We start from the raw sequence: 21,663 nt of genomic DNA, 5'->3' as shown, positions 1-21,663 counted from the left end.
TGCCGGGCAGCGGATCCCGGGAGGGGCCGCAGACGCCGTGACCTGTCGGATTGAGTCCGGGTACTCAGCCGCCGCCGTCCGCCTGGATGACAGAGTTGCTCCATGCCCACTTCAACGTCCGTCCAGCGCGCGGTACTTGTCGGTGCGGTCCTCATTCTGACGCTCGGCGCCTGCGGTCAGCAGAGGGCCTCGCACTCGGCGGCCGGAGCCGGAGCCGGTTCCAGCGCCTCGCCCAGCGTCCCGGGAGCCTCTCCGTATGTGGAGCCGGGGGCCGGTGACGGTGCTCCGCACTACAACGAGAACAACGCCTACCGGCGAACGGGCGAGATGTCCCCCGCCCACGAGCGGGATGCCGAGCGGGAGGCCGCCCGTATCGAGCCGGTGCTCAAGCGGCTGTGGGAGCAGGGGAAGTGGGACCCCGCGACCGTGCGCGCGGCGCTGCTCGAGCTCGGGTACGAGGAGGGGGACGACGCGCTGACTGTCCGGGATATGTTCCGGCGTTTCAAGAACAACGAGTACTACACCCCCGAGGGGGCCATGGTCGGCCTGCGCGTCCACCCCGACGCCTGCGTCACCGCGTTCGTGCAGAAGTCCAACTACGGCGTACATACCAACGGCCCATACCTGGAGACAGGCTGCTTCGAGCCTCCCTACGGGCACTGAACGGACCGAAGAAGGGATTGGCCTGCTCCGGCTGCGCCAGTTCGACGTGCGAAGCAACCGCCTCACGCGGCTGCCGGACTGGGTCGTCGACATGCCCGCGCTGGAGAAGCTGGACGTGCGCTGGAACGCCTGCGAGCCCTCGCCGTCGCTGCTGACCGAACTGGAGCGGCGAGGCTGCGTCGTTCGTTCTCGTGTAGGCCGAAAAGCTGCTGCTCAGTGGCCCGCAGTGCGTGAGCGATGCGTGAGCGGATGATGTGGCAGAGGCCATCACGGCGTGGACTGAGCGAGGAGTGGCACCTGCTCTGACCAGGTGGTTCCGGACGCCGAAGAACCGTCCGGAACCACCCGGCAAGCTTTGGCCAGGACTTTTAATCCATTGGTTGTGGGTTCGAGTCCCACAGGGTCTACGGTCAGCCCCAGTTCAGAGGACATCTGAGCTGGGGCTTTCATCGTTTCCGGGGGCTGAGTGATCGTTGGCTCGGTCGGTGCTCGGGCGGCGGACGCGAGGACGGCACCCTGAACCCCCTGGCACACGAGGGGTATCGGGTCACGCTTGCGGGACCGGTCACTCCGCCGGAGTCTTCAGCGTCGTCGACGCCGTTCTTCAGGCACGCCTTGATCTCGACGGCCGCCCACGTGTACCCGGTCGTGCCGAACTCCTCGTCGGCGGACTGCTGCGGGTGGAACCGCCCCTGCTCGTACGCGAGCACGGTCCTCACCATCGTCGCCCCGTCGGCCGCGCAGGCGAACGGCTTGCCGAGCGCGCGGGGCGCCGCACGTCTCGCGCTCGGCTTCGCCGCGGTGTTCTCCTTCGCGGTCTTCGTCGTGCCGGGCTTCGCCACCGGCTTCTCGGCGTCGCTACTCCCGGAGCAGGCCGTGGCCGCGGCCAGCAGCAGAGCGACGGTGAAGGTGTTGGTGTTGATGTCGGTGCGGATGGTTTCCCCTGGACGTGCGTGTGGAGGTGGGCATCATGCTCGGCGAGCGGCGAGCGGCGAGCGGCGAGCGGCGAGCGGCGAGCGGCGAGCGGCGAGCGGCGAGCGAGTGGCCGCTGTGGCCGTGTCGTGACCAGCGCGGGTGACGGCAACCGCACAGGGGCCGACTGGCGCGTACAGAGGACGTGCAAGCCCGTTGAGGAGGGGGGCAGGATCAACCGTCGGTACCGCTCCCGGTTCCGGTCAGCGGGGGATGTCAGCAGGTCTCGTCCTCCTTCACGGCGTACAGGGTGACGGGGGTGTCCGTGGGGTGCGTGCCGGGCTCGGGGTCCTGGCTGCAGACCGTCCAGTTGCGGTCGAAGACCTGCAAGCGGTTCTCGCCGCTGGCGTCCTGGTCGTCGAGGACACGGAAACCGGCGGCCTGCGCCTCGTCCTGGGCGGCCTGGAGGTTCTGGCCGACGAGGTCGGGCAGCGTTGCCGTTTCGGAGCCTGCGTCGGTGGCGCTGCCGGGCGTTTCCGTGGGGGCCCTGGTGGGGGTCTCGGGGGTGCCGGTGTCCTGTTGTGTCCGGTCGTCGGTGTCCTGGGTCGAGGTGTCCGGCTTGCCGGGGCCGGTGTCGTCGGGGCTCGCGCAGGCGGTGAGCGTGAGCAGTGCCGCGGCGGCGAGTGCGGCTGCGACGGTCCGGGTGCGCATGCTGGTTTCCCCCAGGGACGGTGCGTGAGTCGGGGGAGCATCATGCGTCGTGCGTGGGGGGCTGTGCGGGCGGAGTGGCGCTGCTGTGACACGAACGGGTACCGGGTGCGACGAGGGCCCGCGCGGTGGTGGGCGCGGCTTCCGTGGCCGAGGGCGGGTCGGCGGTCGGTCGGCCGGCGGAGCGGGGTGCCGGCCGGGCCCTCCGTCTGACACGCCCCAATATCTGTGGCCGCAAGCTGAGATATTGACGGAACGCACGGGCAGGTTATTTGCCGTAATAAATAGCTGAGAGTTATTCAACGCTCGTCGGCGGTCGCAGTGTGCTACTGTCGATCTAAGTTGCAGTTGTGGTTCCCGAAGTTTTAATGCCGGTTTTTTCCGGACGGGGTAATCATCGCGGCGACACGGAGTCTGCGTTGTGTGGACCCGTAATCACTGCCCCTGAAGGAGATTTGACATGGCTGCTGGTACCGTGAAGTGGTTCAACGCGGAAAAGGGTTTCGGATTCATCGAGCAGGATGGTGGCGGCCCTGACGTGTTCGCCCACTACTCGAACATCTCCGCCCAGGGCTTCCGCGAGCTGCTCGAAGGCCAGAAGGTCAACTTTGACATCGCGCAGGGCCAGAAGGGCCCGACGGCCGAGAACATCGTTCTTGTCTGACGCTGACGCGTAGTGTGCAGCTGGGTCCCGCATCCCTCGGGGTGCGGGCCCCAGCTGCATGCATTTTCCGCAATCGTTTCACCTGTCTTCACCCGTCTTCGCCTGCTTCAAGTTGCTTCACGTGTGAGGCGACGGACTCCGAGTGAGTCCGCGAGCGGGAAGAACGCCCCGGACATCGCTCCGTATCGAGTCACCCAATTCATTACCTGAGCCCGCGTGAATTCCCTGCCGGCCCAGATTCGCTTTCGCATTCTTTCGGCCCATTCTTGCAATTCCCGCGCCGCTCTTCGCTGCGGAAATTCCTAGATGTGAGCCGCATCGAGGAAGGTTCCGCATGAACCGCACACGTACGAACGACCGCTTCTCCCGCACCCGCAACGGTGGTGCCGCCTCCGGACGGAGTGGTGGCCGATCCGGTTCGCCGACCGCCGGCCGGTCCGGCGGGCAGGGCCGATCCGGTGGGCAGGGTCGCTCCGGCGGCGGCGGTTACGGCCGTCGACCCGCAGCGGTCCAGGGTGAGTTCGCTCTCCCCGAGACGATCACCCCCGCGCTTCCCGCCGTTGAGGGCTTCGCCGATCTCGACATGCCCAAGGAATTGCTGACCGCGCTCGGCACGCATGGCATGGTCGTGCCCTTCCCGATCCAGGCCGCGACCCTGCCGAACTCCCTCGCCGGCCGGGACGTACTGGGCCGCGGGCGCACCGGCTCCGGCAAGACCCTCGCCTTCGGGCTGGCGCTGCTGGCCCGTACGGCCGGGCGGCGCGCCGAGGCCAGGCAGCCGCTGGGCCTGGTCCTCGTACCGACGCGTGAGCTGGCGCAGCAGGTCACCGACGCCCTCACCCCGTACGCCCGCGCCGTGCGGCTGAGGCTGGCCACGGTGGTGGGCGGGATGCCGATCGGCAGGCAGGCCAGCGCGCTGCGCGGCGGAGCCGAGATCGTCGTCGCCACCCCCGGACGCCTCAAGGACCTCATCGACCGCGGCGACTGCCGGCTGGACCAGGTCTCCATCACCGTCCTCGACGAGGCCGACCAGATGGCCGACATGGGCTTCATGCCGCAGGTCACCGCCCTGCTCGACCAGGTCCGTCCCGAGGGTCAGCGCATGCTGTTCTCCGCGACCCTCGACCGCAACGTCGACCTGCTCGTGCGCCGCTACCTCAGCGACCCGGTCGTGCACTCCGTCGACCCCTCGGCCGGCGCGGTCACGACGATGGAGCACCACGTGCTGCAGGTCCACGGCGCCGACAAGCACTCGGCCACCGTCGAGATCGCGGCCCGCGACGGTCGCGTGATCATGTTCCTCGACACCAAGCACGCCGTCGACCGCCTCACCGAGCAGCTCCTGAACAGTGGGGTACGGGCCGCCGCGCTGCACGGCGGGAAGTCGCAGCCGCAGCGCACCCGCACCCTGACGCAGTTCAAGAGCGGGCACGTCAACGTGCTGGTGGCGACCAACGTCGCGGCGCGCGGCATCCACGTCGACAACCTCGACCTCGTCGTCAACGTCGACCCGCCGACCGACCACAAGGACTACCTCCACCGCGGCGGCCGGACCGCCCGCGCCGGTGAGTCCGGCAGCGTCGTCACCCTGGTCACCCCGAACCAGCGCCGTGACATGACCCGCCTGATGGTGGCGGCCGGCATCGTCCCGCAGACCACCCAGGTCCGCGCCGGCGAAGAGGCCCTGCACCGCATCACCGGCGCCCAGACCCCGTCGGGCATCCCGGTCGTCATCAAGGCGCCGGTGGTCGAGCGCCCCAAGCGCGGTGCCGCCTCACGAGGCCGCCGTCGCCCCGCCTCGGCGGCCGGCCGCGCGCCCTCACGCCGGCCCAACGTCGCCGCGGCGGCGTAGCACCTTCTTGCTCAGGAAGCCGTCCCATCTCCGCAGGAGGCACTCTTTGCCGCTGGTCCAGATGCAGCCCCGCCCGACAACCGCCGACCCCGTGCCCCGCACGGCGGCCGACGCCACGGACATGACCGGACCGCAGGTCTGGCACGACATGACCGTGGAGGTGGCGCTGTCCGTCACGGCCGCCGCCGGGGCGGGGCATCTGGTCCTGCGCGACGAGGACGGCCAGTACGTGGGCCTGGTGACCCAGGCCCGGCTCGCCGCGGTCCGGGACGGCTTCGGCTACACGGACCGCATCCGCCTGAGTGACATCACCGACAGCAGTGGGCCCGCCGAACACGGCGGCGCCCCGGGTGTCCTCGGCCTGGCGGGCTGAACCGCTTCACGGCGGTCGGCCCCGTGTCGCGGTCCGCTCGCCATCTCCACCTCAGTCTCTCCGTCTCTCCTTCTCCCTGTGAGGCATCATGCGCTGTGTCATCGCACGCTTCCCGTTCGACCTGACCAAGAGCGGTGTGCTGGAGTCGATGAAGGGCATCAAGCCCGAGTCGGTCACCGGTGAGACCGTGATCGTCGGACGGCGCCGCTACCCCGTCAAGCAGGTCGGCCAGGTCGTCACCCGCCAGGACCCCCGCGATTTCAGCGCGGGCGAAGTGGTGCGGGCCATGACCCGGCTCGGCTTCACCTGCGGCACCGTCGCCCCGGCGGAACCGGTGCGGACCGAGAACCCGTTCGAGCGGGCCTCGGCGCTGCTCGGCACTCCGGTGTCCGTCTGACCGACCGGCCGGCGCGAGCCGGACAAGCAACTGAGGGCCCTACCGGCGCGCGCCGGTAGGGCCCTCAGTGCGTGCCGTGCCGTTCAGACGCGGCGGTGGGTCGACGGTCGGTGGATATCAGTGGTCCGAGTAGCGGAAGTCGCCCACGGTCCAGGCGCTGACGTCCTCGATGGCGATGCGGTACATCCCGCCCGTCTCCGGGATCCCCACCGTGCCCTGCAGGATGCGGGCCACGTGGAAGTGCAGATGCGTGGGCGGCCCGTCCCTCTTGGCGGGGGTCTTGAAGACGGCGGAGAAGTCCCCCAGTTGGGCGGAGTCCGTCAGGACCTCCGACACCCTCTGCCGCCACACGGCTTCGGGCGCCAGTCGACCGGTGATGACAGCACCACCGGTGACCACGGTCAGGGACATCTGGTTGCTCCGCCCGGATTCCACAAGGGCGGCGATGTCAACGATCAGGTCGTCAGGCTTCGGCATGACACCGGATTCTATGCAACGGCACGTCCGGCGGCTGGGGCGGTGGTGTCCCTGTCGGGACGGGCGGCGTCCGCAGACCGGCCCAGGAGGATTACCTCATCGTCCAGCTCGCCAAAATCTATGCTTGCCGGAGTAGACATTGGTGGCTCGGATCATTATTGTTTCTCTCGTAGACGAGATCAGCAGCGAGGCCCTGGCAGACACGAACTGCCGGGCGGCAGTACACGTAGGACGGTGCGGTGGTGGAGTTTCGAAGCCAGGCATGTGCAGGACGGCGACGGAACTGACGACCGGACCGGGTGGCCCGCAGTGATCAGGGGCCGCCGTGAGCAGGGCCGCGGTTGACGCGGTGGTAGTACCAGCAGTACCAGCAGTACCAGCAGTACCAGCAGTACCAGCAGTACCAGCAGTACCAGCAGTTCGCAGTACCTGTTCGATAGGTTGTTGTTGGTTCAGAGGGAAAGAACGGAGGAGTCGAGCGCCATCAGGATCGCCCGGGCGGAGTCTGAGCCCGGGTACCGCAGGACATCGATAGGTAGGTGGTCTCCGGTCGTAAATCCGCGATCCCCGCGCCCCCGTCGGCGTTATCGGACGGCAGTGCGGAAAAAGTAGGCCGGTGCAGCAGTAGGGCCGGCAGATGGTGTTTGCAGTTCCTTCGGGGCCTTGGTGCCGTTACGGCACCAAGGCCCCTCGACGCGTTCCATGAGAGAGGTGAGATGACAGCAGACGAGTCGCTGGGCCGTCTTGACGACGACGACTACCCCGCCTACACGATGGGCCGGGCCGCCGAGATGCTCGGTACCACTCCCGGTTTCCTGCGGGCCCTCGGCGAAGCGCGACTGATCACGCCGCTGCGCTCCGAGGGCGGACACCGCCGCTACTCCCGCTACCAACTGCGCATTGCGGCGCGCGCACGTGAGCTCGTCGACCGAGGCACCCCGATCGACGCCGCCTGCCGGATCATCATCCTTGAGGACCAGCTGGAAGAAGCCCAGCGCATCAACGCCGAGTACCGTCGCACCGACAAATCGTCCAAACCATCGACAACGACCTGAAGTGAGCGTGCCCGCCGGGTCGGCGGGCCATCACCCACGAGCATGGCCGGAATACTGAGCGGCGTTTTTTGTGGTGATGGCGCGTGCGGACGGGTAGCGTCTGTGGGAGCTGTCGTGGTTCGGATTTCCCCTTGCCCACGCCTTTGGTGTGGGCGCTTTGCTGTGCTGTGCCGCAGGGACCAGGGCGATCACCTCCGTCTGCCTCACGAAGGGGCAGACGTTTCATCGACTGGAAGGCATGACTGTGGCAACTGGAACTGTGAAGTGGTTCAACGCGGAGAAGGGCTTCGGCTTCATCGCCCAGGACGGCGGCGGCCCGGACGTCTTCGCGCACTACTCCGCGATCAACTCCTCGGGCTTCCGTGAGCTCCAGGAGGGCCAGGCCGTGACGTTCGACGTCGTCCAGGGCCAGAAGGGCCCCCAGGCGGAGAACATCACCACCGCCTGATTTTCTTCGGTGAACGTACTGGGCCGCGCGGCACACGCCGCGCGGCCCAGTCGTTGTCCCGAGTTCGCTCAGCCCGGCCAGGTACCCGTCAGGCGCCGGATGGCGGTGGCGCCGCCGCGGTCGACAGCGGCCCTGACCCCGGCGAAGATCGCTCCCTGCACGACGGCTGCCCCGAGCACCTCGCGCCAGCTGCGGAACTCGTCCGTGGCGTCGGGGGCCTCGTCCTCGTGCGCGAGCCGCTTCCAGGCCTGCTTGAACACCGCCCCGGCCAGCAGACCACCGAGGATGCCCATCGCCATGCCGACCGGCTTGTAGGCGGCCTTCGAGGTCTTCATCGGTTCCTCCTCGACCGGCGGACCATGAGCAGCGCGACGATCACCCCGACGGCGAGCAGCGGGACACGATTGTCGCGGGCCGCCCGCATGCCCTGGCCGGCCTTCTCCCGTACCGGCTCCGGGGTCTTGTCCCGGGCCAGTTCGGCGACGTGCACGGCCTTCTCGTGGACCTGCCCGGTAGCCGCGGCGGCCTTGGCGCGCACCGGCTCGGGGGTCCTGTCCTGCACCGCGTGGGCCGCGGTCGTCGCCTTGTCCCGAAGCTGGGCGCCGACCTGGGCGGTCTTCTCGGCGACCTGCTGCTTGACGGCCGTCGTCTTCTCCTGGGCCCGGGCCTTGACATCGGCCTTCGCCGCGAGCGCCTCGACCGTCACGCCGAGTTCCTCACGGGTCGCCGCCACCCGCATCCGCAGTTCCTCGGGGGACGGTGCCGCCTCGGCACCCGGCTGCGACTTGTCCTCGTTCATCGCTGTGCACTCTCCTTGATCGTGGCCACATCGGCCTTGACGCTGTCCACCGTCCGCTCGGGCGTGGGCGGGGAAGCCTTGCTGAACTGCTTCTTGCCGAGCGCCGCCATCACCGCGGTGACCACGGCCAGGACGCCGGTGACGATCAGCGCCGCCACCCACACGTCCACGGCGAGCGACAGGGCGGCGATCACGGTGGCCACCAGTGCCTGCAGCGTGAGCACACCCAGCACGCCGGCACCGCCGAACAGGCCACCGCCCTTGCCGTACCGCCTGCCCTTCTCGGTCATCTCCGCCTGCGCCAGCCGCATCTCGTCGCGGACCAGCTGTGACAACTGCTGCGAGGCACGCTGGACCAGGTCGCCCACCGGTTCCTGCGCTCCGCTGTCCGTTCGGTGGGAGCCCTGTGTTGTCATGGGTGCTCACCCGTCCTTCGTCGGCGTTCGTCGGTGTGCGTGGCAGGCCCGGCCGGCGTTCGTTGACACCCGTACGACCCTGCCCTGCGCGTTTGTCGGATCCGTAGGCTGTGCGAGTACCCCCGCATCGCCGTGTCACCCCGGCGGATCACGCGCCGCTCGGCCGGCTCAGGACTCGAAGCGTCGGCGGTCCTCCGCGTCCCACTTCCGGGTGTCCCGCGGCCGTACGTAGGGCTCCTCGTCGGCCGGGTGGCCGCCCGCGACGGCCCGCTGGCGGGCGAGTTCCGCGTCGCACTCCAGGCCCAGCAGGATCGCCAGATTCGTGATCCACAGCCACACCAGGAAGATGATCACGCCGGCGAAGGTGCCGTACGTCTTGTTGTACGAGGCGAAGTTGGCCAGGTACACGGCGAACCCGGCGGAGGCGGCCATCCAGATCAGCAGCGCCAGGAAACTGCCCGGCGTGATCCAGCGGAATCCGCGGATCTTCGCGTTCGGTGTCGCCCAGTACAGGATCGCGATCATGATCGTGACCAGGACCACCAGCACCGGCCACTTCGCGATGGACCACACCGTGAGTGCCGTGTCGCCGATTCCCAGCGCGCTCCCGACCTTCTCGGCGAGGCCGCCGGTGAACACGACGATCATGGCGCTGACCACGGCCAGGACCATCAGAACCACCGTCAGGCCGACGCGGACGGGCAGCACCTTCCACACCGGGCGGCCCTCCGGGATGTCGTAGACCGCGTTGGCGCTCCTGATGAACGCGGCGACATAACCGGAGGCCGACCACACCGCGAGCACCAGACCCACGACGGCCAGGACCGAGCCGATTCCGGCGGTGCCCTGCATCTGCTGCACCATGTTGCGCAGGACGTCCCGCACCGCGCCGGGGGCCAGGTCCTGGATGTTGTCCAGGACCCGCTGTGTCGTCGACCGTCCCATGATCCCGAGCATCGAGATCAGCACCAGCAGGGCAGGGAACAGCGCCAGGATCCCGTAGTAGGTCAGCGCGGCGGCCCGGTCGGTCAGCTCGTCCTTCTTGAACTCCTTCGCGGTGCCTTTCAGTACCGCCCACCAGGAGCTTTTGGGCAGGTCGGTGGGGGTGTCGGGTGACTGCCGCTCCACCTGTTCGGTCGGTCCGGCCTCGGGTGCCCGAGCCCTCTCGGCCGTCCGGTCGGCCGTGTCGTGCCCGCCGTGTCCGTCGGGCTCGTCGTCGTGTCCTTGGCGTCTCAGTATGCGTGGCATGCCGCCCGAGTATCCGGTCGGGCGGCAATCCAACCGTTCCTGCGGACCGCGCCTGGACGAGTCTCTTCAGCCGCCTGCCACCGTCGCGTGACAGCCCTGGCGGACGCGTCAGCCGACGCTCAGCTCCGTGAGGCCGGTGTGCCCGCCGACGCCGCCCAACTCGCCCAGCGGCAGCGTGTGGTGGGTCTGCAGGACCTTCGCGCGGAGGTAGCGGACGTTGGCCGGGGTGGTGAACACGCCGGTGGGGACGCGGTCGTGGACGTCCGTGCCCAGGGCCCGGAGCTGGTTGGCCTTGTCCGGGTTGTTGGAGAGCAGGTCCACCGAGGTGATCCCCAGGGCCTGGAGCATCTGGGCCGCCGCCGTGTAGTCGCGGGCGTCCTCCGGGAGGCCCAGCGCGGCGTTCGCGGCGTAGGTGTCGAGGCCCTCGTCCTGGAGGGCGTACGCGTCGAGCTTGTTGTAGAGGCCGATGCCCCGGCCCTCCTGGCGGAGATAGAGCAGGACGCCGCCGCGCTCGGCGATGCGCTCGACGGCCTCGCGCAGCTGGGGGCCGCAGTCGCAGCGGGCCGAGCCGAAGACGTCGCCCGTGAGGCACTCGGAGTGCAGCCGGACCAACGGGGTGGTGCCGGGCGCCGGTTCACCGAGGACCATCGCCACGTGTTCCTGACCGTCGGCCAGGCCATGGAAGGTGACCAGGTCGGTGTCGACGCTGTAGCCGTCGTGGAAGCGCAGCGGTACGCGGACGCGGGAGCGCTGGGTGGCGGCGGGGAAGTCGGGCATGCGGGTCTCCCGGGTCGGTCGTGATCGATCCTCGGATCTGCTTCAGTTTTGAAGCAGATCCTCACTCGAAGGGTGACCCTACCTCATGTTTCAAAGTTAAAGCAACGGGTTCATGGGCTGCGTCACGGGCTGCCTCATGCGCCGGCGTCGCCCGACTCTCCGGCGTTGCACGAGGTCGACGACCTGCGCAGCCACGGCAGACTCTCCGGCGCCGGCTCCGCCCCGTCCCCCTGGAGCGCCCGCTCGATCCGGGTGCCGATCTCCTCCAGCTGGCCCACCTGCTCCGGGGTCAGATGGTCGAAGAGGGACGCGCGGACCGTGGCGACATGACCCGGGGCGCTGCGCTCCAGCACCGCCATGCCCTCCTCGGTCAGCGCGGCGACGGTGCCCCGCTTGTCCCACCGGCAGGCCTCGCGCCGGACGTGACCGTCCTTCTCCAGCCGGGCCACCGCGTACGTCAGCCGACTGCGCGTGATCTTCAGCTTCTCGGCGAGATCGGTCATCCGCAGCCGCCGCTCGGGCGTCTCGGAGAGGTAGGCCAGGATCGTGTAATAGAGGTGCGGCATCCCGGCGTCCTGCTGGAGCTGCCGGTCGAGCGCGTCCTCCAGGAGCAGCGAGGCCGCGACGTACGCGCGCCACGCGCGCTGCTCCTCGGGGGTGAGCCAGCGGGTCGTCATGCGACCAGTGTAGGTTTGTTTAAAACTTGAACCAAGCTCGCCCGGTCAAGACCGCCTCCAAGGCGCCGAAAGCCCCGAAGCCCGAAGCCTCGAAGTCCCGATGTCCTGGAAGCGCTGGAAGAGAGTGTTGCCATGCCCCTCCCGCACGTCCTGTTGTCCGCCGCAGTCTCCCTCGACGGCTACCTGGACGACACCGGCCCCGAGCGGCTGCTGCTCTCCAGCCCCGCCGACTTCGACCGGGTCGACGAGGTACGGGCTGCCAGTGACGCGATCCTCATCGGCGCCGGCACCATCCGCGCCGACAACCCGCGGCTCCTGGTCAACTCGCCCGAGCGGCGGGCCGCGCGGCTGGCGGCCGGAAAACCCGCGTACCCGCTCAAGGTGACGGTGAGCGGATCGGGCGTGCTGGACCCGGCCGCCAACTTCTGGCACACGGGCGGCGAGAAGCTCGTGTACACGACGGACCAGGGCGCCGAACGGGCCCGGCGGGCGGACCTCGGTGCCGGTGTGGACATCGTCTCCCTGGGGCCGGGCTCCCTCGGCTGGCGGGCCCTCCTCGAACACCTCCACGACGTACGGGGCGTCCAGCGCCTCATGGTCGAGGGCGGCGGCACCGTCCACACCCAGCTCCTCCAGCAGCACCTCGCCGACGAACTCCAGCTCGTCCTCGCGCCCCTCTTCGTCGGCGACCCGGGCGCCCCCCGCCTCTTCGGCCCCGGCGCCTACCAGGGCGGCCGGCTCCGGCTCACGGAGACCCGGCGTATCGAGGACGTCGTCCTCATGCGGTACGAGCCCACCGCACCCGGCACCGGCCCGCTCGCCTCCGGCGCCGACCGGCACTGGCTGGCCCTGGCGTGCGAACTGGCGGAGCGGTGTCCGCCGTCGCGCACGGCGTTCAGCGTCGGGGCGGTGGTGGTGGCCGCAGACGGCACGGAACTGGCGCGCGGACACTCACGGGAGGGCGGCGACCCGGTCGTGCACGCGGAGGAGGCGGCGCTCGCCAGGCTCGACCCGGCCGACCCCCGGCTCCCGACGGCCACCGTCTACAGCAGCCTCGAACCCTGCGCCCGGCGCGCGTCCCGCCCGGCACCGTGCGCCCGGCTGATCCTCGACGCGGGCGTCCGCCGGGTGGTGACCGCCTGGCGCGAGCCGGACACCTTCGTGGTGGCGGCGGACGGGAACGGGCTGCTCAGGGGGGCGGGCACCGAGGTCGTCGTGCTCCCCGAGTACGAGGAGCGCGCCAAGGCTCCCAACGCCCATCTGTCCGGCTGACGTCCCGCGCCCGGGAGCCCGCCGAATCAAACGTGGTGATCGACGTCCCGCGGATGGCGTATAGTTGCATTCAACGGCGCGGGGTGGAGCAGCTCGGTAGCTCGCTGGGCTCATAACCCAGAGGTCGCAGGTTCAAATCCTGTCCCCGCTACTAAAGGCCAAGGGCCGGAAACCAGGAAACTGGTTTCCGGCCCTTGGCCGTTTTCCTGAGCCGTTTCCCTGCCCTCTTAGCCCGGTCGGTCCACCTGGCTCGCCCGCCGCTCCCGCCCCCGGAAACCTGGACGGGACGGACGGGCCGTGGTGATCCGGCGGGAGACGAGACGAGTGGGACGGTCGGGACACTTCCTGGACCCGCCAGCGGGCGAGCCGGAGGAAGAGGTCATCTCGCGGGTGCGGGCCCTCGTCCGCGTCCTGCCCGCGCTCCTGATCCTCGCCGGGATCGTCTACGACTACGCCGCCCCGCGCCCCTTCACCGCGATCCCCTTCTTCACGGCCGCCCCGCTCATCGCCGCCCCGCTCTCCTCGCTGCGCACCACGGTGGTCACCGGCGCCGCCGCCCTCTTCGCCGGGTACGTCGTCCACCTCCGCTACGGATTCACCGCGGACGTCGACTCGGTCACCGAGACGGTCACCGTGGCCACGGTCGCGGTCCTGGCCGTCGTCATCAACCGGGTCGTGCGCCGGGGTGACCGGCGCCTAGCCTCGGCCCGCGAGATCGCCGAGGCGGTGCAGCGCGCCGTACTGCCCGAACCGGAGGCGCGCATCGGCGGATTCGAGATCGCCGCGCGGTACGAGGCCGCCCATGAGGGCGCCTTCATCGGCGGAGACCTGTACGCGGTGCAGGACACCGTGTACGGCGTGCGGCTCGTCCTCGGGGACGTGCGGGGCAAGGGCATGGGGGCGGTGGCGGCCGTCGCCGTGGTCATCGGGGCGTTCCGGGAGGCCGCAGAACAGGAGGCGACCCTGGAGGGGGTCGCCCAGCGGCTGGAGCGGGCCCTCGCGCGTGAGGGTGCCCGGCGCGACGGGCTCGAAGCCGCGGAGGGGTTCACCACCGCGGTCTTCGCCGAAATCCCGCACGGCGACGGGACCGTACGCATCCTCAACCGAGGTCACCCCCCGCCCCTGCTCCTCAGCGCCGACGGCACCCTGCGCACCCTCGACCCGGCCGAGCCCGCGCTGCCGCTCGGCATGGGCGACCTCGGCGCCTGGCCCGACCGCGTGGAGGAGGCCCCTCTCCCCGCCGGCGCGACGCTGCTCCTGCACACCGACGGGCTGTCCGAGGCCCGTGACGAGCACGGCGCCTTCTTCGACCCGGCCGCCCGGCTCACGGGTCGCGTCTTCCGGTCCCCGGTCACCCTGCTCGCCACCCTCGCGGACGAGGTGCGCCGGCACTCGGGCGGCGGGACCACGGACGACATGGCGCTGCTCGCCGTACGACGGCCGTGATGCCGGTACCGGAATCAGTCCTGACATCGGTCCTGACATCAGTCCTGACATCGGTTCTGACGCCAGTCGTGACATCCGGTCCGACTCGGTTCTCATCGGTTGTCACCGAAGGTGAGTGCGCGATCTCTCTCCGCGCAACATCTGACACACAGTCAATACTCAGGAGTCACTTGTGACATGGTCAACTCGCCCGATTTTCACCGGTGGTGACCCAGAAAGTCCTCGGGAAAAGGGTTAACGATCACTGGGAACAGCTTGGAAACAGGTGGCCGGGTCTATTAACGTTCGATAACGCAGCGCGGTTGTCCCAGCCGTCACAAGAGACGGCTACGTGCGCACGCGCCGAATCCCGCAAGGGAACCGGGGAACCACCACCTTGGGGTGAATCGCTCGTCCGCCTCCGTGGCCACACGGCAGGTATACGCGCGTAGGAGACCTTCCTGCTCCGAACCCGTCAGCTAACCCGGTAGGCGAGAGGGAAGGAAAGGAGCACGCCCACGTGGCGTCAAACCCGGCTGCCCCAGAGGCCCCGTTCGTGCCGAGTCAGCGCAGCAGCGAGACCGAGGCCGGCAAGATCCCGACCTTCGGCTTCGGCGGCAACCGCACCGACGAGGGCCCCTGGGAAGAGTGGAATCCCACCGCGGAATCCACCCGCCCTGTCCGCGGCCGGCACCGCGTCAGCAAGCAGCGCGGCGGAGGGCTCGCCCGCAGCTCCACCGTTCTCGGCGTCGGTGTCATAGCCGCCGTCGGCGCGGGTGGCATGGCCAGCGCGCAGACCGGCAAGCCGCCGGTCTCCATCTCCATCCCCGACCTGCCCTCGGTCGGCTCGCCCTTCACACAGGACGACTCGGACAACGAGCCCCAGGGCTCCGCCACCGCGCTCAGCAGTGTCGGCGTGACCTCCGAGGAGACGCAGCAGGGCACCAGCGACGCGGGCGAGGCCCTGCGCGCCCGCATCATCCTCCAGGCCGAGCAGCAGAAGGACCAGGCCGAGGCCAAGGTCCAGCAGGCCGCCCAGGACGCCGCCGCGAAGAAGGCCGCCGCCGAGGCCGCCAAGGTGAAGCGCGAGGCCGCCGCGAAGGTCGCCGCCGAGAAGAAGAAGGTCGCCGAGGAGGCCAAGGCGAAGCTGGAGGCCGCGCGCCTCGCCGAGCTCGCCAAGCAGTACACGCTGCCGACCTCCTCGTACACGATCACCTCGTCGTTCGGCCAGGCCGGCTCGCTGTGGTCCTCCGGCTACCACACCGGCCTCGACTTCGCCGCACCCACCGGTACCCCGCTCAAGGCCGTCCACACCGGCACGATCACCGAGGCGGGCTGGAGCGGCTCGTACGGCTACCGGACGATCCTCACCCTTGAGGACGGCACCGAGATCTGGTACGCCCACCAGTCGTCGATCAACGTCAGTGTCGGCCAGAAGGTCAACACGGGTGACGTGATCGGCCGTGTCGGCGCCACCGGCAACGTCACCGGGGCCCACCTCCACATGGAGGTGCACACCAGCAGCTCGGACAGCGCGGGCATCGACCCGATGGCCTGGCTGCGGAGCATGGGCCTGAACCCGTAGGAGACGCTTTCCCCGGTCTCGCTCCGGTAGTCCCGCGGTCTCTCCCCGGCAGTCCTGGCGCTCGCTCGTCGACGTCAGGACCGCCGGGCGTTGACGACGAGCATGACTGCTCTTCGCCAGCTCGGATCATCGGACCTAGAGGTCTTCCCGCTCGCCCTCGGCGGCAACGTCTTCGGCTGGACCGCCGACGAGACGCAATCCTTCGAGGACTCCCTGGACCTCTCCGACCGCGAGGGCCTGGCCAGGTACGTGGCCGTCCAGCCCTACTACAACCTGGTCTCACGCGACACCTACGAGGGCTCGCGGCGGGACATCGCCTCCCGCACGGGCCTCGCCGCCGACCCGTACTACGCCCTGGCCTCCGGCTTCCTCACGGGCAAGTACCGCGCCGGTACGGCGGTCGACAGCCCGCGTGCGCAGGGCGCCGCCCGGCCGACGGTGGCGGCCCCGATCGCGTCCGCCCGCACGGTCGACCAGCTCCCGCCGCTGCTCGCGGTCGCGGAACTGGAACTGACGGAGGCGGAGGTCGCGAGCCTTACGGTGGCTTCGGCCTGAGACTCCGCAGAGTGCGCGGCGAGTGCGGCGGCGTGGCTACGAGCGGTACGGGTTGTAGGCCGGGTACGGGTCGTGGGCGGGGCGCTGGTGGCCGTGGCCGGGGTTGCCGGTGTGTCCGTGGACATGGCTGTACGGGGGGTACGGCGTCATCTGGCCGCCGTACCCCTGTCGGCCGTACGGCGGCCAGATGACCGGCAGGACGGGAGCCGGGGCCGGGGCGATGGCGCGCGCCGCGTGGTCCAGGGCCGGGCGGGCCACCGCCCTGCGCTGCCACAGCTCGCCCAGCAGCTCACGCTCCCGGACGACGAAGTCGGCGCCCGCCCGGCCGAGGCGCCCCCGGTGGCGGAGGAACGCGAGTGAGGTGGCGTACGCCTCGTACTGCGCCACCGCGCGGGCCGCAGGCCTGCCCAGGTGACGGCGGGCGTACTCGCGGGCCAGGCGGCGGGCGCGCATCGAGCCGAGGGCGTACGGCTCGGCCGGGGTCAGCCAGCCGGCCACCGCGTACGCGGGCAGCTCGGCGCGCACGGTGCGCAGTTCGCGCTGCCGGGTCCAGATGACCAGCCAGGTCAGCAGGCCGAACGCGGGCACCATGAACGCGGCGTACACCGCGAAGAACCCGTACTCCCCGAACGTCGACGAGGCGTTCCAAAAGGCGTGCATGCTCATCGCGAGCAACAGCCCGGCCAGCGGCAGCAGCACCTTGCGGACGCGCCGGCGCTCGCCCGACAGCGCGGCGATCCCGAACCCGATGCCGGTGAGCACCGTGAACAGGGGGTGCGCGAACGGTGACATGACGATGCGTACGAAGAAGGTCGCCGCGGTGACCGAGGCGATTCCACTGTCCCCGGTGAGCTGGTCGGTGCCGAAGGCGGTGCCCAGATAGAGGATGTTCTCGGTGAAGGCGAAGCCGGTGGCGGTGACCCCGGCGATGACGACCCCGTCGACGATCCCGGTGAAGTCGCGCCGCCGGAAGAGGTAGATGAGCAGTACGGCGGCTGCCTTGGCCGACTCCTCGACGATCGGCGCTATGACGGTCGCCCCGAGGGTGTCCGCGCTGGACGGATCGGCGGTGGCCGTCGCTATCCATCTGGTCGCGAAGCTGTTGGCGACGATCGCTATCAGGGCCGCCGCGCAGGCACCCCAGGCGAAGGCGAAGAGCAGGTTCCGCCAGGGCCCCGGCTCCACCCGGTCCAGCCACCGGAACGCGGCGACGAGCAACGGCACGGGAAACACGGCGAGTCCGAGCCCGACCAGGAAGCCCTCGGTGCCGGTCTGTTCGCGGACCAGGGCGAGGATGACGAGCCCGGAGAGCGCGAGCAGGCTGGTGAGGGCGCCGTAACGCACCCATGACCGCTGCCACCAGTGAGCGTGCCGCAGCGCCCCGCCCACGGGACCGTCGGTGGGACCGCTCGGGTGCGTCGGGTACGGAGGAAAGGTGGCCACGGCATTGACCCTAACGAGGGAGGGGCGCGGCCCGCGACGATGCGGGAGGTTATGTGGTGTTCTACGCATGCTGCGAGCCCGTTCCGTGCGGGCTCCGCGCCCGTTCCGTGCGGGCTCCGTGCGTGCTTTACGAGTGCTGTACGCGGCGGAACAGCAGGTCGTTCACGACATGACCCTTCTCAAGTCCCTGGCCTTCGAAACGGGTCAGCGGCCGGAACTCCGGACGGGGCGCGTAACCGCCCTCGGGACGGGTGTTCTCGAACTCCGGGTGCGTGCTCAGTACATCGAGCATCTGCTCGGCGTACGGCTCCCAGTCGGTCGCGCAGTGCACGAGTCCGCCGGGGCGCAGCCGGTCGGCGACAAGGTCGAGGAACTCGGCCTGGATCAGCCGTCTCTTGTGGTGCCGCTTCTTGGGCCAGGGGTCGGGGAAGTAGACGCGCAGGCCGTCGAGGGCGTCGGGGGTGAGCATCTCGCGGAGCAGGATGATGGCGTCACCGTTGGCCACGCGGATGTTGGTCAGTCCGTGCTGGTCGGCGAGGTTGAGCAGATTGCCCTGCCCCGGGGTGTGCACGTCGACGGCGAGGATATTGGTACCGGGATCGTCGGCAGCCATCCTCGCGGTGGCCTCGCCCATCCCGAAGCCGATCTCGAGTACGACGGGCCGGTCGTCCCCGAACAGCTCGCCGAGCCGGAGAGCGCGCCCGTCGATGTCGAGGCCCCACTTGGGCCACAGCCGGCGCAACGCGTCACCCTGCCCGGCGGTGACCCGGCTGCGCCGGGGCTGGAAGCTCCTGATCCGCCGCTCGAAGTGCGACCCGGCGGGATCGGCCTGCGGCCCACCGGGAAACCTGGGCGCACCCTTGGGCCGGACGGCAGCGGGCGTCGGGTCGGGGGAGGAGGCGGAGTCAATGGAGTCAGACACAGTGGGGCCGATTTTACCGCCGCGGCAGCGTGCTCATCCCGTACCTCTCCCGCGCCGGCCGGCACCCTCCAGCCCGTCCGGGGGTCCCCCGCTGGGGGAGTTTGCGGACGAGGCCCGTTCAGGGCCGTGGCGGGGGTCTGGGGGCGCAGCCCTGAGGGACAGGGTGGGACGGGTAGGGGCGGCGGGGGCGAAAGGACCCTCGCGTCACGCACCCAGCGCACCCAACGCCCGCCGAGCCACCTCCCGCCCGATAGGCAGCGACGCGGTCGCCGCCGGCGACGGCGCGTTCAGGACATGCACCGCCCTCGCCCCCTCCCGGATGAGGAAGTCGTCCACCAGCGTCCCGTCCCGCAGCACCGCCTGCGCCCGCACCCCCGCCGCCGCAGGCACCAGATCCCCCTCCGACACCACCGGCAACAACCTCCGCACCGCCCGGGTGAACGCCTTCTTGGACACCGACCGCCGCAGCTCTCCGCCCCCGTACCGCCAGTGCCGCGCCGCTATCCGCCACGACCCCGGCCACGCCATCGTCGCCCCCAGCTCCCGCATCCGCACGGTCCCCCACCCGTACCCCTCGCGGGCCAGCGCCGGCACGGCATTGGGGCCGATGTGGACGCCCCCGTCGATCCCCCGGGTGAGATGCACCCCGAGGAACGGGAACGCCGGATCCGGCACCGGATACACCAGCCCCCGCACCAGCTCGGGCCGCGCCAGCGTGAAGTACTCGCCCCTGAACGGCACGATCCGCATCCCTGGGTCGTCGCCGGTCAGCCGGGCCACCTCGTCGCAGTACAGCCCGGCGCAGTTGACCAGCACCCGGCCCCGCACGACCTCGCCGCCCCCGGGCCCCGCCGTCAGCACGGCCACCCCGAGTTCCGGGCGCCGGTCGATCCTGACGACCTCCGCTCCGTACCGGATCTCCGCCCCGGAGGACTCGGCGAGCTGCCGGGCGACCGCCACGTAGTCGCAGACCCCGGTCGTCCCCACGTGTATGCCGGCGAGTCCCCGCACCTCCGGCTCGTACTCCCCGATCTGGGAGGGGCCCAGCTCACGCACCGGAATGCCGTTCTCCCGGCCGCGCTGGACCAGGGCGTGCAGGCGGGGCAGCTCCTCCCGCTCCGTCGCGACGATCAGCTTGCCGGTGACGGCGTGCGCGATGCCGTACTCCGCGCAGAACTTGACCATCTCGGCGGCGCCCCGCACCGCGTACTCGGCCTTGAGCGAGCCCGGCCGGTAGTAGATACCGCTGTGGATGACACCGCTGTTGCGGCCCGTCTGGTGCCGGGCGGGGCCCGACTCCTTCTCCAGCACCGTCACCCGGGTGCCCGGGGCGGCGCGCGTGATGGCATACGCCGTCGACAGACCGACGATCCCCCCACCGATCACCAGCACGTCACAGTCGTAAGCGATCCCACGCGTCAGCTCCACCGCGCTCCACCTCCTGCTTTCGATAGTGCACTGCGCCACTGACAGTCACTTCAAACGCAGGAAGCGGACACACGTCGTAGCGTCTGTGGACGCTGTGGAATCTACGCCGGGGTCATCAGCAGCGGCCGGGCCCGTTCCCGCAACTCCACCACCCGCGGCTCGTCGCCGTACGGCTCAAGGCGGTGCAGAAGATCCCTCACGTACTCGGTGGTGCGCACCGAGGAGATGCGCCCCGCGACCTCCACCGCCCGTACGCCCTGCTCGCATGCCGCGTCCAGATTGCCCGACTCGAGCTCGGCGACCGCCGAGACGACCAGCCGCAGTCCGTGCGAGCGCACGAACTCCTCCGTCGGCTTCGACAGTGCCTGCTCCGTGAAACGGCGGACCTGACGCGGTGCCTTCAGATCGCGGTAGCACTCGGCGGCGTCGGCGGCGAAGCGGTCGTAGCCGTAGAAACCCAGCCAGGACGGGTCGTTGTCGCCGTCGCGGGCCCGCTCCAGCCAGCCCTCCGCGGAGCGCAGTGCCGCGCCGGCCGCGTGGGCGTCACTCGCGCGTGCGTGGGCCCGTGCCTCGACCAGCCGGAAGAAACTCATCGTGCGGGCCGTCGCGAGGCCCCGGTTGCGCTCCAGGGCGGCCTGGGCGAGGTCGACGCCCTCGTCACCGAAGCCCCGGTAGGTCGCCTGCAAGGACATCGAAGCGAGGACATAGCCCCCCAGCGGGACATCCGCCGCCGCCCGCGCGAGGCGCAGCGCCTGGATGTAGTACCGCTGTGCCGCCTCCTGTTGGCCCGTGTCGAAGGCCATCCACCCGGCGAGGCGCGTGAGTTCGGCGGACGCCCCGAAGAGCGCGCGTCCCACCTCGTCCGAGTACGACCCCAGCAGCAGAGGCGCCGCCTCCACCCTTAAGCACTCGGGCACCATCGACGAACGCCAGTCGCCGCCCCCGTACTTGGAGTCCCAGCGCCTGGCGTCCTCCGCGGCCTCCCGCAGTTTCAGCACGTCGCTGTGGCCGACTTTCAGCGGTGCGCCGGAGCCCTCGGAGGGGTTCGCGTCGCGTGCCACCGAGCTGTCGGCCGGGGTTATCAGCCATCGTGAGGCGGGCGTTGCGTATGCGCTCACCGCGAACGATCCGGCGAGCGACTGCCAGATGCCGCCGGAGCCGGCGCGGCGCCCCGCGAGGTCGAGCCGGTAGAGGTCGGTGGCCGAGCGGACGGCCTGTCCGACGTCCCTGGGGAAGGCGAGGCCCACTTCGGGTGCGGGATCCGCGTCCGCCAGGCCGATCTCGTGGAGCGGCACCGGGCGGCCGAGCTTCTGGCCGATGGCCGCCGCGATGAGGTGCGGCGCGGCACCCTGCGGCACCATGCCCTTCGACACCCAGCGCGCCACCGACGTCTTGTCGTAGCGAAGAGTCAACCCGCGTTGGGCGCCAAGGTCGTTGACGCGACGCGCGAGTCCTGCGTTGCTGATTCCCGCGAGGGCGAGAACGGCGCCGAGTTTTTCGTTCGGCCCGCGTTGCTCCCTGGACATGCGCCACCCCTCGACACAGACGGCTGCCGCGCTGGCATAAC

At 70.2% G+C, this 21,663-nt stretch carries 25 protein-coding genes, 2 tRNA genes and 1 riboswitch; of the genes, 14 read left to right on the top strand and 13 right to left on the bottom strand.

Annotation, left to right across the window (positions count from 1 at the left end):
• The first annotated feature begins 102 nt into the window (after positions 1-102).
• From IEY89_RS35585 to IEY89_RS35575, 3 genes are all read left to right on the top strand, one after another.
• The gene (locus IEY89_RS35585) at positions 103-663 is read left to right on the top strand and encodes a hypothetical protein (protein ID WP_189151674.1); all 561 of its coding nucleotides are present in this window, start codon (positions 103-105) and stop codon (positions 661-663) included.
• Between the two features lie 337 nt (positions 664-1,000).
• Positions 1,001-1,070: transfer RNA gene (locus IEY89_RS35580), tRNA-Lys, on the top strand.
• Positions 1,071-1,278: 208 nt separating this feature from the next.
• A complete protein-coding gene (locus IEY89_RS35575; protein WP_189151673.1) occupies positions 1,279-1,728 on the top strand; it encodes a hypothetical protein in 450 nt (149 codons plus the stop codon).
• A gap of 123 nt (positions 1,729-1,851) precedes the next feature.
• Here the strand turns inward: IEY89_RS35575 and IEY89_RS35570 are convergent, their stop codons facing one another.
• Positions 1,852-2,286 carry a PASTA domain-containing protein gene (locus IEY89_RS35570; protein WP_229695603.1) on the bottom strand — a complete coding sequence of 145 codons (435 nt, stop codon included), beginning with the start codon at positions 2,284-2,286 and terminating at the stop codon, positions 1,852-1,854.
• A 457-nt stretch (positions 2,287-2,743) separates the two neighbouring features.
• Here IEY89_RS35570 and IEY89_RS35565 point away from each other — a divergent pair, with 457 nt between their 5' ends.
• The 4 genes from IEY89_RS35565 to IEY89_RS35550 all read left to right on the top strand — a co-directional run bounded on the left by IEY89_RS35565 (position 2,744) and on the right by IEY89_RS35550 (position 5,569).
• Positions 2,744-2,947, top strand: coding sequence for a cold-shock protein (locus IEY89_RS35565; protein WP_164320284.1), 204 nt, complete (start codon positions 2,744-2,746; stop codon positions 2,945-2,947).
• Positions 2,948-3,281: 334 nt separating this feature from the next.
• Positions 3,282-4,799 (top strand): DEAD/DEAH box helicase, encoded by a 1,518-nt coding sequence (locus IEY89_RS35560; protein ID WP_189151672.1) that lies wholly within the window; start codon positions 3,282-3,284, stop codon positions 4,797-4,799.
• Positions 4,800-4,845: 46 nt separating this feature from the next.
• Positions 4,846-5,172, top strand: coding sequence for a CBS domain-containing protein (locus IEY89_RS35555; RefSeq protein ID WP_189151671.1), 327 nt, complete (start codon positions 4,846-4,848; stop codon positions 5,170-5,172).
• An 88-nt stretch (positions 5,173-5,260) separates the two neighbouring features.
• Entirely contained in the window at positions 5,261-5,569 is a 309-nt protein-coding gene (locus tag IEY89_RS35550; RefSeq protein ID WP_189151670.1) for an SCO5918 family protein, read from the top strand.
• Positions 5,570-5,686: 117 nt separating this feature from the next.
• Here IEY89_RS35550 and IEY89_RS35545 read toward each other — a convergent pair whose 3' ends face one another.
• Positions 5,687-6,046 carry a hypothetical protein gene (locus tag IEY89_RS35545; RefSeq protein WP_189151669.1) on the bottom strand — a complete coding sequence of 120 codons (360 nt, stop codon included), beginning with the start codon at positions 6,044-6,046 and terminating at the stop codon, positions 5,687-5,689.
• 96 nt (positions 6,047-6,142) lie between these two features.
• Entirely contained in the window at positions 6,143-6,472 is a 330-nt protein-coding gene (locus IEY89_RS42090) for a hypothetical protein (RefSeq protein WP_373287337.1), read from the bottom strand.
• A gap of 290 nt (positions 6,473-6,762) precedes the next feature.
• Between IEY89_RS42090 and IEY89_RS35535 the strand changes: the two genes are divergently transcribed.
• Both IEY89_RS35535 and IEY89_RS35530 read left to right on the top strand, forming a co-directional pair.
• A complete protein-coding gene (locus IEY89_RS35535; protein ID WP_189151668.1) occupies positions 6,763-7,101 on the top strand; it encodes a helix-turn-helix domain-containing protein in 339 nt (112 codons plus the stop codon).
• Between the two features lie 244 nt (positions 7,102-7,345).
• Positions 7,346-7,549 carry a cold-shock protein gene (locus IEY89_RS35530; protein ID WP_164320436.1) on the top strand — a complete coding sequence of 68 codons (204 nt, stop codon included), beginning with the start codon at positions 7,346-7,348 and terminating at the stop codon, positions 7,547-7,549.
• A 68-nt stretch (positions 7,550-7,617) separates the two neighbouring features.
• Here the strand turns inward: IEY89_RS35530 and IEY89_RS35525 are convergent, their stop codons facing one another.
• The 6 genes from IEY89_RS35525 to IEY89_RS35500 form a co-directional block, all read right to left on the bottom strand.
• On the bottom strand, positions 7,618-7,884 hold the full coding sequence (locus tag IEY89_RS35525; protein WP_189151667.1) for a DUF4235 domain-containing protein: 267 nt from the start codon (positions 7,882-7,884) through the stop codon (positions 7,618-7,620).
• Positions 7,881-8,348 (bottom strand): DUF3618 domain-containing protein, encoded by a 468-nt coding sequence (locus IEY89_RS35520; protein ID WP_189151666.1) that lies wholly within the window; start codon positions 8,346-8,348, stop codon positions 7,881-7,883. Before IEY89_RS35520 ends, IEY89_RS35525 begins: the two co-directional genes overlap by 4 nt.
• A complete protein-coding gene (locus IEY89_RS35515) occupies positions 8,345-8,764 on the bottom strand; it encodes a phage holin family protein (protein WP_189151665.1) in 420 nt (139 codons plus the stop codon). Before IEY89_RS35515 ends, IEY89_RS35520 begins: the two co-directional genes overlap by 4 nt.
• Before the next feature lie 168 nt (positions 8,765-8,932).
• Complete coding sequence (locus IEY89_RS35510; RefSeq protein ID WP_189151664.1) at positions 8,933-10,012, bottom strand: YihY/virulence factor BrkB family protein; 1,080 nt, start codon at positions 10,010-10,012, stop codon at positions 8,933-8,935.
• 108 nt (positions 10,013-10,120) lie between these two features.
• Positions 10,121-10,789 (bottom strand): GTP cyclohydrolase II, encoded by a 669-nt coding sequence (locus IEY89_RS35505; protein WP_189151663.1) that lies wholly within the window; start codon positions 10,787-10,789, stop codon positions 10,121-10,123.
• Positions 10,790-10,923: 134 nt separating this feature from the next.
• On the bottom strand, positions 10,924-11,466 hold the full coding sequence (locus IEY89_RS35500; protein ID WP_189151662.1) for a MarR family winged helix-turn-helix transcriptional regulator: 543 nt from the start codon (positions 11,464-11,466) through the stop codon (positions 10,924-10,926).
• A gap of 132 nt (positions 11,467-11,598) precedes the next feature.
• On the opposite strand from IEY89_RS35500, the gene IEY89_RS35495 reads away from it, so the two are divergent.
• The 5 genes from IEY89_RS35495 to IEY89_RS35475 all read left to right on the top strand — a co-directional run bounded on the left by IEY89_RS35495 (position 11,599) and on the right by IEY89_RS35475 (position 16,303).
• On the top strand, positions 11,599-12,738 hold the full coding sequence (locus IEY89_RS35495) for a dihydrofolate reductase family protein (protein WP_189151661.1): 1,140 nt from the start codon (positions 11,599-11,601) through the stop codon (positions 12,736-12,738).
• Between the two features lie 77 nt (positions 12,739-12,815).
• A tRNA-Met gene (locus IEY89_RS35490) sits at positions 12,816-12,889 on the top strand.
• A 173-nt stretch (positions 12,890-13,062) separates the two neighbouring features.
• Positions 13,063-14,184: a PP2C family protein-serine/threonine phosphatase gene (locus tag IEY89_RS35485; protein ID WP_373287336.1), complete on the top strand. Its 1,122-nt coding sequence runs from the start codon at positions 13,063-13,065 to the stop codon at positions 14,182-14,184.
• 330 nt (positions 14,185-14,514) lie between these two features.
• Positions 14,515-14,672, top strand: a riboswitch (cyclic di-AMP (ydaO/yuaA leader).
• An 11-nt stretch (positions 14,673-14,683) separates the two neighbouring features.
• Complete coding sequence (locus IEY89_RS35480; protein ID WP_189151660.1) at positions 14,684-15,748, top strand: M23 family metallopeptidase; 1,065 nt, start codon at positions 14,684-14,686, stop codon at positions 15,746-15,748.
• Positions 15,749-15,850: 102 nt separating this feature from the next.
• Entirely contained in the window at positions 15,851-16,303 is a 453-nt protein-coding gene (locus tag IEY89_RS35475; protein WP_189151659.1) for an aldo-keto reductase family protein, read from the top strand.
• Positions 16,304-16,339: 36 nt separating this feature from the next.
• Here IEY89_RS35475 and IEY89_RS35470 read toward each other — a convergent pair whose 3' ends face one another.
• The 4 genes from IEY89_RS35470 to IEY89_RS35455 all read right to left on the bottom strand — a co-directional run bounded on the left by IEY89_RS35470 (position 16,340) and on the right by IEY89_RS35455 (position 21,622).
• Positions 16,340-17,746: a PrsW family intramembrane metalloprotease gene (locus IEY89_RS35470; protein ID WP_189151658.1), complete on the bottom strand. Its 1,407-nt coding sequence runs from the start codon at positions 17,744-17,746 to the stop codon at positions 16,340-16,342.
• A gap of 127 nt (positions 17,747-17,873) precedes the next feature.
• Positions 17,874-18,668, bottom strand: coding sequence for a tRNA (guanosine(46)-N7)-methyltransferase TrmB (gene trmB / locus IEY89_RS35465; RefSeq protein WP_189151657.1), 795 nt, complete (start codon positions 18,666-18,668; stop codon positions 17,874-17,876).
• A 204-nt stretch (positions 18,669-18,872) separates the two neighbouring features.
• Positions 18,873-20,096, bottom strand: a complete 1,224-nt coding sequence (lhgD, locus tag IEY89_RS35460; RefSeq protein WP_189151656.1) for an L-2-hydroxyglutarate dehydrogenase — start codon at positions 20,094-20,096, stop codon at positions 18,873-18,875.
• Positions 20,097-20,197: 101 nt separating this feature from the next.
• Complete coding sequence (locus IEY89_RS35455; RefSeq protein ID WP_189151655.1) at positions 20,198-21,622, bottom strand: NsdA family TPR-like regulatory protein; 1,425 nt, start codon at positions 21,620-21,622, stop codon at positions 20,198-20,200.
• Positions 21,623-21,663: the final 41 nt, after the last annotated feature.

This window comes from Streptomyces lacrimifluminis (assembly GCF_014646095.1).
Taxonomy (GTDB): domain Bacteria; phylum Actinomycetota; class Actinomycetes; order Streptomycetales; family Streptomycetaceae; genus Streptomyces; species Streptomyces lacrimifluminis.
Note: the sequence above shows the minus strand (reverse complement) of the source record. Positions and strands in the feature narration are given on the sequence as shown.